The sequence below is a fragment of the Pseudomonas sp. fls2-241-TYG-175 genome, from assembly GCF_030209155.1.
GTDB classification, from domain to species: domain Bacteria; phylum Pseudomonadota; class Gammaproteobacteria; order Pseudomonadales; family Pseudomonadaceae; genus Aquipseudomonas; species Aquipseudomonas viridiflava.
The window spans coordinates 26432-39744 of the sequence record NZ_JARVSO010000036.1 but is presented as its reverse complement, the minus strand read 5'-3'; the positions used below and the strand labels follow the sequence as shown (position 1 = coordinate 39744).

The following is a 13313-nucleotide window of genomic DNA, read 5'->3' as shown; positions in this document are numbered from 1 at the left end:
TTTCGTTAGATCCTGATCGCGCTCATCGCGATACACGAGTCTGCCTCAACTCTGATCGTGCCCATCGCTCTGCGTGGGCATGCCTCCCGTGACGCTCCGCGTCACAAATGGCACAGACTGCGGACTCAGTGAGCCGGGCGCCCGACTCAGGTCACCTTTGCGCCCTTACGGCGCGCTACTTTGAGGGACCAAAGTAGCCAAAGTCCTTAGCTCCGGTTCCGGCCCCGGCTTCGCCGGGGTTCCTTCGCCCTGACACTGATTCGTGGGACGCGGAGCGTCCCGGACTGGGTGCCAACGCGGAGCATTGGCACGACCGAGCGCACTAGGCCTGCGGCACACGCACCCAGCCTTCCATCAACACTCTGGCGCTGCGGCTCATGATGGCCTTGGTGACTTTCCATTCGCCCTCTTGCTGATGCGCCTCGGCGCCCACCCGCAAGGTGCCGGAGGGATGGCCGAACCGCACCGCGCTGCGGGTTTCGCCGCCCGCCGCCAGATTCACCAGTGTGCCCGGAATGGCAGCCGCCGTACCAATCGCCACAGCGGCAGTGCCCATCATCGCGTGGTGCAACTTGCCCATGGACACGGCCCGCACCAGTAAATCGATATCCTGCGTCGCGACCGACTTGCCGCTGGACGACACGTAGCCGGACGGTGGCGCGACGAAAGCGACCTTCGGCGTGTGCTGCCGACGTGCCGCTTCGTCCACATGCCCGATCAGTCCCATGCGCACAGCGCCGTAGGCCCGAATGGTTTCCAGCTTCGCCAGTGCTTCAGGGCTGCCATTGATGTCGCCCTGCAGCTCGGTGCCGGTGTAACCGATATCGGCGGCGTTGATGAAAATGGTCGGTATGCCCGCGTTGATCAGGGTTGCCTTCAACGTGCCGACACCCGGCACTTCCAGGTCGTCTACCAGATTGCCAGTCGGAAACATCGAGCCACCGGCGCCCTCTTCGTCCGCTGCCGGATCGAGAAACTCCAGTTGCACCTCGGCTGCGGGAAAGGTCACGCCGTCCAGCTCGAAGTCGCCGGTTTCCTGCACCTCGCCCTGATTGATCGGCACGTGGGCGATGATGGTCTTGCCGATGTTGGCCTGCCAGATGCGCACCGTGGCAATACCGTTCTGCGGAATGCGACTGGCATCCACCAGACCGCTGAGAATCGCGAACGAGCCAACCCCTGCCGACAGGTTGCCGCAGTTGCCGCTCCAGTCCACGAACGGCTTGTCGATGGACACTTGACCAAAGAGGTAATCGACATCGTGATCGGCCTTGTTGGAGCGCGACAGGATCACGGTCTTGCTGGTGCTGGACGTCGCCCCGCCCATGCCATCAATCTGTTTCTCATACGGATCGGGACTGCCGATCACGCGCAGCAGCAGTGCGTCTCTTGCCGGACCTGGAACCTGCGCAGCCTCGGGCAGATCAAGCAAGTTGAAGAACACACCCTTGCTGGTACCGCCACGCATATAGGTGGCGGGGATTCGGATTTGCGGTAAATGAGTCATGTCTGTTCCTGTCCCGGTCATCGACCGCTCCCATGTTCTGCGCTGATCGTTATACACACGTCTGCCTCAACACTGATCGTGCCCATCGCTCCGCGTGGGCATGCCTCCCGTGACGCCCCGCGTCACACATGGCACAGATTGCGGACTCAGTGAGCCAAGCGCCCGGCTCAGGCCACCTTTGCGCCCTTACGGCGCGCTACTTTGAGGGACCAAAGTAGCCAAAGTCCTTTGCTCCGGTTCCGGCCCCGGCTTCGCCGCGGCTCCTTCGTCCTGACACTGATTCGGGGGTGTTCATGCCATCGCACTAACGACGAGCGTAGAGCGATGGGCACGATCAGCGCTGCTCTGATTTCAAGACACAGTCGCTTCGAGGAAGTCCTGGGCAAAGCGTTGCAGCACGCCGCCCGCTTCATAAATGGAAAGTTCTTCGCCGGTATCCAGACGACAGGTCACCGGCACTTCCAGGCGCTCGCCGTTCTTGCGAGTGATCACCAGCGTCAGGGTTGCTCGCGGCGTACGCTGGCCAATGACGTCGTAGGTTTCGCTGCCGTCGATGCCCAGCGTCAGTCGGTTGGTGCCCGGTTTGAACTCCAGCGGCAACACGCCCATACCGACCAGATTGGTGCGATGGATACGTTCGAAACCTTCGGCAGCAATCGCCTCGACGCCCGCCAGCCGCACGCCTTTGGCCGCCCAGTCACGGGACGAGCCCTGGCCGTAGTCGGCACCGGCGATAATGATCAGCGGCTGTTTGCGCGCCATGTAGGTTTCGATGGCTTCCCACATGCGCGTGACCTGGCCTTCCGGCTCGATCCGGGTCAGCGAGCCCTTCTTGACCTTGCCCTCGACGACCGCCATCTCGTTGACCAGTTGCGGGTTGGCGAACGTGGCGCGCTGGGCGGTCAGGTGATCGCCGCGGTGGGTGGCGTAGGAGTTGAAGTCTTCTTCCGGCACGCCCATTTTCGCCAGATATTCACCGGCGGCACTGTTGAGCATGATCGCGTTGGACGGCGACAGGTGATCGGTGGTGATGTTGTCCGGCAGCACCGCCAGCGGGCGCATGCCCTTGAGCGTTCGCTCTCCGGCCAGCGCGCCTTCCCAGTAAGGCGGACGGCGGATGTAAGTACTCATCGGGCGCCAGTCGTACAGCGGCTCGACCTTGGGACCGGTATGTTCTTCGATGGCAAACATCGGGATGTAGACCTGACGAAACTGCTCAGGTTTGACCGAAGCCTGCACCACGGCGTCGATTTCTTCGTCGCTCGGCCAGAGGTCCATCAGGCGGATCTCTTTGCCCTCGACAACGCCCAGCACATCCTTCTCGATATCGAAGCGGATCGTACCTGCAATCGCGTAGGCCACAACCAGCGGCGGCGAGGCGAGAAATGCCTGTTTGGCGTAAGGATGGATACGTCCGTCGAAGTTGCGGTTACCGGACAGTACTGCGGTCGCGTACAGATCGCGGTCGATGATTTCCTGCTGGATGACCGGATCCAGCGCCCCGGACATGCCGTTGCAGGTAGTGCAGGCAAAGGCCACCACGCCGAAACCCAGTTGCTCAAGCTCAGTGGTGAGCCCGGCAGCATCCAGATACAACGCCACGGTTTTCGAACCGGGCGCCAGCGAGGACTTCACCCAGGGCTTGCGAGTCAGACCCAGGCGGTTGGCGTTACGTGCCAGCAGACCTGCGGCGATCACGTTGCGCGGGTTGCTGGTGTTGGTACAGCTGGTGATCGCGGCAATGATCACCGCGCCATCGGGCATTTGCCCCGGCACTTCGTCCCATTGCCCGGCAATGCCTCTGGCGGCCAGATCGGACGTCGCCACACGCGCATGCGGATTCGACGGCCCGGCCATGTTGCGTACCACGCTGGACAGATCGAAGCTCAGCACGCGCTCGTATTCAACCTGTTCAAGGCTGTCGGACCACAATCCGGTGTGCCTGGCGTACAGCTCCACCAGCTTGACCTGTTCATCCTCGCGGCCGGTCAGACGCAGGTAATCGATGGTCTGCGAGTCAATGGAAAACATCGCGGCCGTGGCACCGTACTCAGGCGCCATGTTGGAAATCGTCGCCCGGTCGCCCAGGGTCAGGCTGGCCGCGCCTTCGCCGTAGAACTCCAGGTACGCGCCCACCACTTTCTGCTGGCGCAGGTATTCGGTCAGGGCCAATACCACGTCCGTAGCGGTAATCCCGGGCTGACGGCGACCGGTCAGTTCGACCCCGATGATGTCCGGCAGACGCATCCAGGACGCGCGCCCCAGCATCACGTTTTCCGCTTCAAGGCCGCCCACGCCGATAGCGATCACGCCGAGCGCATCGACATGCGGCGTGTGACTGTCGGTGCCGACCAGCGTGTCGGGAAACGCCACGCCGTCGAGCACCTGAACCACCGGCGACATTTTCTCCAGATTGATCTGGTGCATGATGCCGTTGCCGGGCGGGATCACTTCGACGTTCTTGAACGCCTGCTTGGTCCAGTCGATGAAGTGGAAGCGGTCTTCGTTGCGGCGATCCTCGATGGCGCGGTTCTTCTCGAATGCCTGCGGATCATTGCCGCCGCACTCAACGGCCAGCGAGTGATCGACGATCAGTTGGACCGGCACCACCGGATTGACCAGCGCAGGGTCGCCGCCCTGGGACGCGATGGCATCGCGCAGGCCTGCGAGGTCGACCAGCGCGGTCTGACCCAGGATGTCGTGGCACACCACACGCGCCGGAAACCACGGAAAATCCAGGTCGCGGCGGCGCTCGATCAACTGGGTCAGCGCGGCATTAAGGGTCGCTGGATCACAGCGACGCACCAGGTTTTCGGCCAGCACGCGTGAGGTGTAAGGCAAGGTGGCGTATGCACCGGGCTTGAGGGCTTCGATGGCTGCATGTGCATCGAAGTAGTCCAGCCGGGTGCCGGGAAGCGGTTTGCGAAATTCACTGTTCATTGCTGGGCTCGGTTCATAGCGGCTAAATCAGGTTTCGAAAAGCAGGCGGGAAGCTCATCGGCGGCTCCCCTGCCCACCTGGCTCAGCGTTGCTCGATGGGCACGAAGCTGCGCTGCTCGACGCCGGTGTACTCGGCGCTCGGACGAATGATGCGGTTGTTGCTGCGCTGTTCGAACACATGCGCCGCCCAGCCCGTCAGGCGCGAGCAGACGAAGATAGGCGTGAAAAGCTTGGTCGGAATGCCCATGAAGTGGTAGGCCGACGCGTGGTAGAAGTCCGCGTTGGGAAACAGTTTCTTCTGTTCCCACATGACCTTGTCGATGGCCTCGGACACAGGGAATAGCACAGTGTCACCCACCTCATCGGCGAGCTTTTTCGACCAGCCCTTGATCACCTCGTTGCGCGGGTCGGATTCCTTGTAGATCGCATGGCCGAAGCCCATGATCTTCTCCTTGCGCTCCAGCATGCCCAGCGTGCCCTGGGTCGCCTCTTCAGCCGAGCCGAAACGCTGGATCATCTCCATGGCCGCCTCGTTGGCACCGCCATGCAACGGACCGCGCAAGGTGCCGATAGCCGCCGTGATGCAGGAATACAGGTCGGACAGGGTCGATGCGCAGACGCGTGCGGTAAACGTCGAAGCATTGAATTCGTGCTCGGCGTACAGGATCAGTGACACGTCCATGACCTTGCGGTGCAGTTCGCTGGGCGTCTTGTCCAGCAGCAGGTGCAGAAAATGCCCGCCGATGGAGTCTTCGTTCGTGATGCAGTCGATGCGCTTGCCTTCATGGCTGAAGCGGTACCAGTAGCACATGATCGCCGGAAAGGCTGCCAGCAGACGGTCGGTGGAATCGCGCTGCTGCTCGAAGCTGCGCTCCGGCTCCAGGGTGCCGAGCATCGAGGCCCCGGTGCGCATCACGTCCATCGGGTGGGTGTCGGCAGGTATGCGCTCAAGTACTTCTTTCAGGGCCTGAGGCAGTTCGCGCATTTCCTTGAGGCGTTGCATGTAGGCGGTCAGTTGCATCCGGGTCGGCAACTCACCGTAGAGCAGCAGATAGGCGACTTCTTCGAAGCGCGCTTCGGCGGCCAGCTCGCGAACGTCATAACCACGATAGGTCAGGCCAGCGCCTGCCATGCCGACGGTGGACAGGGCAGTCTGTCCGGCGACCTGGCCCCGCAGACCTGCGCCGCTCAATACTTTTGCTTCAGCCATTGCATTCTCCAGCTCTTGAAATTGTCGGGAATGATCATGTGAATATCCCGCTCGTGCGCCACGAAACACTCGAGAGCGGACGCTGAGCGTCCTGGGCGGCGTTACCACGCAGGAGTGGGAACGATCAGCGGGCTTTTTTTCAGCCTTTCTTCTGCGCAAACAGCGCGTCGAGCTTCTGCTCGAAGGTGTGGTAATCGATGGCGTCGTACAGCTCCATTCGGGTCTGCATGGTGTCGATCACATTCTGTTGGGTGCCATCGCGGCGGATCGCGCCGTAGACATTTTCCGCCGCCTTGTTCATGGCGCGGAATGCCGAAAGAGGATAGAGCACCAGCGATACATCAGCGTCGCGCAGCTCGTCCACGGTAAACAACGGCGTGGCACCGAACTCGGTGATGTTGGCCAGGATCGGCACACCGGCGCGGTTGGCGAACTGCTTGTACATGGCAAGCTCGGTGATCGCTTCCGGGAAGATCATGTCCGCACCGGCTTCGATGCAGGCCGCCGCCCGTTCCAGGGCCGAATCAAGACCTTCGACCGCCAGCGCATCGGTGCGCGCCATGATCAAGAAACTGTCGTCGGTCCGCGCATCGACGGCGGCCTTGATGCGGTCGACCATCTCCTGCTGCGACACGATTTCCTTGTTCGGACGATGCCCGCAACGCTTGGCGCCGACCTGATCTTCGATGTGAATGGCAGCCGCACCGGCCTTGATCATCGAACGCACGGTACGCGCCACGTTGAATGCCGACGAACCAAAACCGGTGTCGACATCGACCAGCAGCGGCAGGTCACAGACATCGGTGATGCGTCGCACATCGATCAGCACATCTTCAAGCCCGGTAATGCCCAGGTCCGGAATACCCAGCGAGCCTGCAGCCACTCCGCCACCGGACAGATAAATCGCCTTGAACCCGGCACGTTTGGCCAGCAGAGCATGATTGGCATTGATTGCGCCAACCACCTGCAACGGCTGTTCGCTGATAACCGCGTCACGAAAACGCTGCCCGGGAGTTGTGGTGTCGCGACTCATGATTCACCTCGGTCGGTAGCCGCCTGATAATGGCGCTCGATGTTGCGTCTGGACGCACCGATATGGCGGCGCATCAATAATTCAGCCAGCTCGCCATCGCGTTCGGCAATCGCGTCGAGAATGCGGTGATGCTCGGCAAAGGCCTGGCGGGGTCGGTTCGGCGTGGTCGAAAACTGGATGCGGTACATGCGAACAAGCTGGTATAGCTCGCCGCAGAGCATCTGGCTGAGGGTGCGATTGCCGCTGCCCTGAATGATCCGGTAATGAAAGTCGAAATCGCCTTCCTGCTGGTAATAGCCGACACCGGCCTGAAACGCAGCGTCGCGCTCGTGGGTGTCCAGTACCCGACGCAACTCGTCGATCTCCTCGCTCGTCATGCGTTCGGCCGCCAGCCGACAGGCCATGCCTTCAAGGGATTCACGGATTTCGTACAGCTCGATCATTTCGGCATGGCTCAGGGAGACCACGCGGGCGCCGACATGCGGCACGCGGACCACCAGACGCTGGCCTTCGAGACGATGGATCGCTTCGCGCAGCGGGCCACGGCTGATGCCATAGGTACGGGCCAGTTCCGGCTCGGAAATCTTGCTGCCGGGCGCGATCTCGCCTTTGACGATGGCCGCCTGAATACGCCGAAAAACGTTCTCGGAAAGGGTTTCCGAATCGTCCGCCAACACTGTAACTTCTTCAAGCGCACCCAACATTGTCGACACCTTGAATTTCAATAGAGCTAAATCTAGCTATACGCATGCAATCCGTCAAAGAAAAACCAAAGATTGTCGACAATCGTCTAATGCACGGGAGTTTTTTCACAGACTGCGGAGGATGCCGGACGCTGTCACAAAACTGGCAGCGGCAAGGCTTCATGCTAGACTGCGCGCCACATTTATTCAGCGCTGCCCGGCCCCGGACTCCAGCCTGCATCCCTGTTTTTTTTCGTCATCAGGCCCATCCCGTTTGAGCCCTGACCCTGAAGTTTTGCGCTCATTGCGCCAGGATTTATGAGACTTGATACCCTCGCCACTCTGTTTTGCCTTTTGCTTCTGCCTGCCTTCAGCGTCGCAGCCAACAAGACTGTCTACGGCCTGAACGAGTACGCGCGACTCGCTGATATCGACCTTGAGGTCGCCGCAAAGCTGGATACTGGCGCCAAGACGGCTTCATTGAGCGCGCGCGACATCAAGCACTTCAAACGCAATGGCGAAAGCTGGGTACGTTTCTATCTGGCCATCGACGACAGCCATGCGCACCCCATAGAACGACCGCTGGCGCGGGTCAGCAAGATCAAGCGCCGCGCCGATGACCGTGACCCGGATGACGAAAAAAAGTACACCGCTCGCCCAGTCATCAGCCTGTCGGTCTGCATGGGTGAAGTTTTACGCACCATAGAAGTGAACTTGACCGACCGAAGTGCTTTCCAATACCCGCTTTTGATCGGCTCCGAAGCCTTGAAACACTTCGATGCGCTGGTCGATCCAAGTCTTAAATATGCGGCAGGGAAGCCTGGCTGCGCTTCCGTCGCTCAAAACGCAGAGTAAATACATGCGCGCTCTTACGCTCCATCTGAAAATCCTGATCACGGTGCTCGTCACGCTTGGCATCGCAATCACGGCCTATCAGATACTGGCGCTCGGCATTCCGGTGACCGAAGACGAAACCGACGACCTGTGGAACATCGATGCCAAGGTCGAATTTGTCGCCAACCCCAAGGACTCGGTCAAGATCCAGATGTTCGTGCCGCCGCTGGCGCACGACTACATCAGCCTCAATGAAAGCTTTATCTCCAACAACTACGGCGTCAGCGTCAACCGTGGCGACGGCAATCGCCGCGTCACCTGGTCGACCCGCCGTGCCACCGGCAACCAGACGCTTTACTACCGACTGGTGCTGACCAAGCGCTACAGCGGCGACAAGCCCAAGGTCAAAGGCCCGATCTTCAGAGACAGCCTGCCCGTCGAAGGCCCTGAGAAAGTCGCTGCCGAAGCTTTGCTGGCGCCCATTCGCCAACACTCGGCGGATGTCGAGACCTTCATCACCGAGGCCATCAAGCGCGTCAACAACCTGAACGACGACAACGTCAAGCTTCTGCTGGCGGGCGATACGTCTGCCGGCAAGAAAGCCCAGGTCACTGAGTTGCTGCTGTCCATCGCCCACGTGCCGATGGAAAAGGCTCACACCATTCGCCTGGACGCCGGTCAGCCGCAAACGCCCGAACTGTGGCTGCGCAGCTTCAATGGCAAGGAATGGCTGTATTTCAACCCGGACACCGGTGAAGCCGGTTTGCCGGACGATCGCCTGCTGTGGTGGACCGGTGACGAGAATCTGGTCACGGTCGAAGGCGGCAAGAAGGTGCAGGTCACCTTCAGCCTGAACAACAGCGAAATGAATGCCATGCGTCTGGCCAAACTGACCGACGCCAGCACTGATTCGGATTTCCTCGCCTATTCGTTGTATGGCCTGCCACTGCAGACCCAGCAGACGTTCATGATCATGGTCATGATCCCGATTGGCGTGCTGGTTATCCTGATTCTGCGCAACCTGATCGGCCTGCAGACGCTGGGCACGTTCACCCCCGTACTGATCGCCCTGGCCTTCCGCGAAACCCAGTTAGGCTTCGGTATTGCGCTGTTTACGGTGATCACCGCGCTCGGGCTGTCGCTGCGCTCCTACCTTGAGCACCTGAAGCTGCAGATGCTGCCGCGCCTGTCGGTGGTACTGACCTTCGTGGTGGTACTGATCGCCGCCATCAGTCTGTTCAGCCATAAACTGGGGCTGGAACGCGGCCTGTCGGTGGCGCTGTTCCCGATGGTGATCCTGACCATGACCATTGAACGCCTGTCGATCACCTGGGAAGAACGCGGCGCCAGCCACGCCATGAAAGTGGCCATCGGTACGCTGTTCGCGGCGTCCCTGGCGCACCTGATCATGAGCGTGCCGGAGCTGACCTATTTTGTGTTCACCTTCCCCGCAGTGTTGCTGGTGCTGGTCGGTTTCATGCTGGCGATGGGCAGATACCGTGGCTACCGCCTGACAGAACTGATGCGCTTCAAGGCCTTCCTGAAAGAGGAACAGGCCAAGTGATCGGCTGGTGGAAAACCTGGAAGGCGCTGGAAGCGCGCGGGATCATGGGCATCAATCGGCGAAACGCCGATTACGTGCTCAAGTACAACAAGCGCAGCCTGTACCCGATTGTCGATGACAAGATCATCACCAAGGAACGCGCCATCGCGGCTGGCATTCATGTGCCGGAAATGTATGGCGTGATTTCGACCGAAAAGGAAATCGACCAGCTCGACGAGATCATCGGCGGACGCAGCGATTTCGTGATCAAACCGGCACAGGGCGCAGGCGGCGACGGCATCCTGGTGATCGCCGACCGCTTCGAAGACCGTTATCGCACAGTGTCCGGGCGCATCATCAGCAAGTCGGAAATCGAGCATCAGGTGTCCAGCATCCTGACCGGCCTGTATTCGCTGGGTGGACACCGCGACCGCGCATTGATCGAATACCGCGTCACGCCGGACCCGATCTTCAAGAGCATCAGCTACGAAGGCGTGCCGGACATACGCATCATCGTGCTGATGGGATACCCGGTCATGGCCATGTTGCGCCTGCCTACCCGTCAGTCGGGCGGCAAGGCCAACCTGCATCAGGGCGCCATCGGCGTGGGTGTTGACCTGGCAACGGGCATCACCCTGCAAGGCACCTGGCTGAACAGCATCATCAGTAAACACCCGGACACCACCAACTCGGTGGATGGCGTGCAGTTGCCCAACTGGGACGGCTTCATGAAACTCTCGGCCGAATGCTATGAGCTGTGCGGGCTGGGCTATATAGGCGTCGACATGGTGCTCGATCAGGACAAGGGACCGCTGATCCTTGAGCTTAATGCCCGCCCCGGTCTGAACATTCAGATCGCCAATGACAGCGGCCTGACACACCGCACTCAGGCGGTCGAGGCGCGCATTGAGCACCTGGCGCTGGAAGGCCGGCAGGAAACGCCTCAGGAACGGGTCGAGTTCGTACAGGCGCTGTTCGGCCATGTACCCGGCGCCTGAGAACGATCAGTCTCTGCCCAATCCCGACATACCCCTAGGAGGCGACAGTCCACAGGACTACAATCCCCGGCCGCGCCTCAATACTGACGTTTCGACATGCCCACCTGCCTGATTCATCCCCTGCCCTACAGCCCAGACCCGGCCGAGTACTTCTCACGCATTCGCCAGGCACCGGGCGCGATCCTGCTCGACAGCGGAAGACCCGTAGCCGATCGGGGTCGCTTTGACCTGCTCAGCGCCTGGCCCTTGCAGGAGCTGACAGTCGGGACGCAGGAAACCGGCAGCGCCTACATCGAACGGCTGCGCGCAAGCCTCGCGGCACTGGGCAGTGCCAGCCTGCCGGAAGGCTGCGCGCTGCCCTTCGCAGGCGGGCTGATCGGCTACCTGAGCTATGATTTCGGGCGGCGACTTGAACCTCTGCCAGGTCAGGCCATCGACGACCTGCAACTGCCCGATGCACGCTTGGGACTCTATGGCTGGGCCTTGATCAGCGATCATCAGGCGCAGACCAGTCAACTGATCTTTCATCCGGTCATGGCCGAGGCCGAGTGCGAACACCTGATTGAGCTGTTCGAAGGCAAACCGGCACCCGACGTGACACCGTTCTCACTGCAACGGCCTTTTGCCGCCAGCATCAGCGCCAGCGATTACCAGCAAGCGTTCGAGCGGATTCAGGACTATATCCAGGCAGGCGACTGCTATCAGGTCAACCTCACCCAGCGATTTCAGGCACCTTGCTCGGGCGATCCGTGGCAAGCCTACCGGGCTCTACGCTCGGCCTGTCCGACGCCGTTTGCAGGTTTCATGGCCTTGCCGGATGACGACGCGATCCTGAGCCTGTCACCCGAGCGTTTTGTTAAGGTCAGCGACCGGCAGGTCGAAACCCGGCCGATCAAAGGCACCCGCCCGCGTGGCAAAGACCCGGCACAGGACGCCGAACTCGCCGGGCAACTGCTGAGCAGCGAAAAAGATCGCGCCGAGAACCTGATGATCGTCGACCTGCTGCGCAATGACCTGGGGCGCAGTTGCCGAATCGGCTCAGTGAAAGTCCCGCAACTGTTCAGCCTCGAAACCTACCCCAACGTGCATCATCTGGTGAGCAGCGTGACCGGCGAACTGGCGGCAGACCATGATGCACTGGACCTGATCGCAGGCAGCTTCCCCGGCGGCTCGATCACCGGCGCGCCGAAGATCCGGGCCATGCAGATCATCGACGAACTGGAGCCCACGCGGCGCAGCATCTATTGCGGTTCACTGATGTACATGGACGTACGCGGGCAGATGGACAGCTCAATCGCCATTCGCAGCCTGCTGGTCAAGGACGGACAGGTGTCCTGCTGGGGCGGCGGCGGCATCGTAGCGGATTCCGAGTGCGAAGCGGAATATCAGGAGACCTTCACCAAGGTGCGCGTACTGCTTGAGACGCTGAATGCGCTGTCATGATCCGGCCGTGATGATCGCTCCCACGCTCCGGCGCTCATCGCTATACACAAGTCCGCCTCAACACTGATCGTGCCCATCACTCCGCGTGGGCATGCCTCCCGTGACGCTCCGCGTTACAAATGGCAAAGATTGCGGATTCAGTTAGCCGGGCGCATGACGTGGATAACGCTGGAGCTTGGGCTAGCATCTGCGCCACATTCGAGAGCGGACGCGGAGCGTCCTGGGCGGCATTCCCACGCGGAGCGTAGGAACGATCAGCGTGATCTCAGGCACGCCGATCATGCCTATGTTTGTGCTCAGCGTTATACCCGAGTCTTGCTGCGACCACGGACTGTGGGAGGCGGCTTGCGGACTTATTTATAACGATGAGCGCCCCAGCGTGGTAACGCCGCCCAGGACGCTCCGCGTCCGCTCTCGAATGTGACGACACGAGAGCGCAAGAACCCATCAAAATCGGGCTAGAGCGTCAATTCTCGATTCGATGCCTTGATGAATTCCTTCTTCAAGTCTTCGAATGTATGCACCGCCGGAAACTGCGGAAACTCGCGGATCACGTTTTCAGGGGCGTGAAACAGGATGCCAGCGTCAGCTTCGCCCAGCATGGTGGTGTCGTTATAGGAATCGCCTGCTGCGATGATGCGGTAATACAGGCTCTTGAAGGCCAGCACCGACTGACGCTTGGGGTCTTTCTGGCGCAATTGATAGCTCACCACCCGGTCGGTCTCGTCAGTAATCAGGCGATGGCATAGCAAGGTCGGAAAACCCAGTTGGCGCATCAGCGGCTGGGAGAACTCGTAAAACGTGTCCGACAGAATCATCACCTGAAACCGCTCGCGCAGCCAGTTGACGAATTCCACCGCACCGTCCAGCGGCTTGAGGGTGCCGATCACTTCCTGAATGTCCGACAGTTTCAGGCCGTGCTCGTCAAGAATGCGCAGGCGCTGCTTCATCAGCACGTCGTAGTCGGGAATGTCCCGGGTGGTGGCGCGCAGCGATTCGATACCGGTTTTTTCGGCAAAGGCGATCCAGATTTCCGGGACCAGCACACCTTCCAGGTCGAGACAGGCAATTTCCACAGAACGCTCCTCAAGGGACACTTCAAAACAAAGGGAAGCGGCACTC

General features: G+C 60.6%; 10 protein-coding genes. 4 read left to right on the top strand and 6 right to left on the bottom strand.

The window, feature by feature from the left end; all coding sequences use genetic code 11:
* Positions 1-322 precede the first annotated feature (322 nt).
* The 5 genes from prpF to QRN20_RS21700 form a co-directional block, all read right to left on the bottom strand.
* Positions 323-1507, bottom strand: a complete 1185-nt coding sequence (prpF, locus tag QRN20_RS21720; RefSeq protein WP_029244451.1) for a 2-methylaconitate cis-trans isomerase PrpF — start codon at positions 1505-1507, stop codon at positions 323-325.
* A gap of 351 nt (positions 1508-1858) precedes the next feature.
* Entirely contained in the window at positions 1859-4447 is a 2589-nt protein-coding gene (acnD, locus tag QRN20_RS21715) for a Fe/S-dependent 2-methylisocitrate dehydratase AcnD (RefSeq protein ID WP_122418068.1), read from the bottom strand.
* Positions 4448-4529: 82 nt separating this feature from the next.
* On the bottom strand, positions 4530-5657 hold the full coding sequence (gene prpC / locus QRN20_RS21710) for a bifunctional 2-methylcitrate synthase/citrate synthase (protein WP_058433003.1): 1128 nt from the start codon (positions 5655-5657) through the stop codon (positions 4530-4532).
* Positions 5658-5796: 139 nt separating this feature from the next.
* Positions 5797-6690: a methylisocitrate lyase gene (gene prpB, locus QRN20_RS21705; protein ID WP_122605089.1), complete on the bottom strand. Its 894-nt coding sequence runs from the start codon at positions 6688-6690 to the stop codon at positions 5797-5799.
* Positions 6687-7394, bottom strand: a complete 708-nt coding sequence (locus QRN20_RS21700; RefSeq protein ID WP_032664482.1) for a GntR family transcriptional regulator — start codon at positions 7392-7394, stop codon at positions 6687-6689. Before QRN20_RS21700 ends, prpB begins: the two co-directional genes overlap by 4 nt.
* 297 nt (positions 7395-7691) lie before the next feature.
* On the opposite strand from QRN20_RS21700, the gene rloA reads away from it, so the two are divergent.
* The 4 genes from rloA to pabB all read left to right on the top strand — a co-directional run bounded on the left by rloA (position 7692) and on the right by pabB (position 12191).
* Positions 7692-8228 carry a retropepsin-like aspartic peptidase RloA gene (rloA, locus tag QRN20_RS21695; protein WP_029244446.1) on the top strand — a complete coding sequence of 179 codons (537 nt, stop codon included), beginning with the start codon at positions 7692-7694 and terminating at the stop codon, positions 8226-8228.
* A gap of 4 nt (positions 8229-8232) precedes the next feature.
* On the top strand, positions 8233-9771 hold the full coding sequence (rloB, locus tag QRN20_RS21690; protein ID WP_029244445.1) for an osmotic stress tolerance membrane protein RloB: 1539 nt from the start codon (positions 8233-8235) through the stop codon (positions 9769-9771).
* Positions 9771-10748, top strand: coding sequence for an alpha-L-glutamate ligase-like protein (locus QRN20_RS21685; protein ID WP_162868308.1), 978 nt, complete (start codon positions 9771-9773; stop codon positions 10746-10748). The genes rloB and QRN20_RS21685 overlap by 1 nt, the downstream gene beginning before the upstream one ends.
* A 96-nt stretch (positions 10749-10844) precedes the next feature.
* Positions 10845-12191, top strand: coding sequence for an aminodeoxychorismate synthase component I (gene pabB / locus QRN20_RS21680; protein WP_088234973.1), 1347 nt, complete (start codon positions 10845-10847; stop codon positions 12189-12191).
* Between the two features lie 458 nt (positions 12192-12649).
* Here pabB and thrH read toward each other — a convergent pair whose 3' ends face one another.
* The gene (gene thrH / locus QRN20_RS21675) at positions 12650-13267 is read right to left on the bottom strand and encodes a bifunctional phosphoserine phosphatase/homoserine phosphotransferase ThrH (protein ID WP_058433058.1); all 618 of its coding nucleotides are present in this window, start codon (positions 13265-13267) and stop codon (positions 12650-12652) included.
* Positions 13268-13313: the final 46 nt, after the last annotated feature.

What these genes read in the sequence shown, in the direction of transcription:
- pabB (WP_088234973.1), top strand. Translation starts at nt 10,845, where the DNA reads ATGCCCACCTGCCTGATTCATCCCCTGCCCTACAGCCCAGACCCGGCC.
- prpB (WP_122605089.1), bottom strand. Translation starts at nt 6,690, where the DNA reads ATGAGTCGCGACACCACAACTCCCGGGCAGCGTTTTCGTGACGCGGTT.
- rloA (WP_029244446.1), top strand. Translation starts at nt 7,692, where the DNA reads ATGAGACTTGATACCCTCGCCACTCTGTTTTGCCTTTTGCTTCTGCCT.
- prpC (WP_058433003.1), bottom strand. Translation starts at nt 5,657, where the DNA reads ATGGCTGAAGCAAAAGTATTGAGCGGCGCAGGTCTGCGGGGCCAGGTC.
- rloB (WP_029244445.1), top strand. Translation starts at nt 8,233, where the DNA reads ATGCGCGCTCTTACGCTCCATCTGAAAATCCTGATCACGGTGCTCGTC.
- prpF (WP_029244451.1), bottom strand. Translation starts at nt 1,507, where the DNA reads ATGACTCATTTACCGCAAATCCGAATCCCCGCCACCTATATGCGTGGC.
- QRN20_RS21700 (WP_032664482.1), bottom strand. Translation starts at nt 7,394, where the DNA reads ATGTTGGGTGCGCTTGAAGAAGTTACAGTGTTGGCGGACGATTCGGAA.
- acnD (WP_122418068.1), bottom strand. Translation starts at nt 4,447, where the DNA reads ATGAACAGTGAATTTCGCAAACCGCTTCCCGGCACCCGGCTGGACTAC.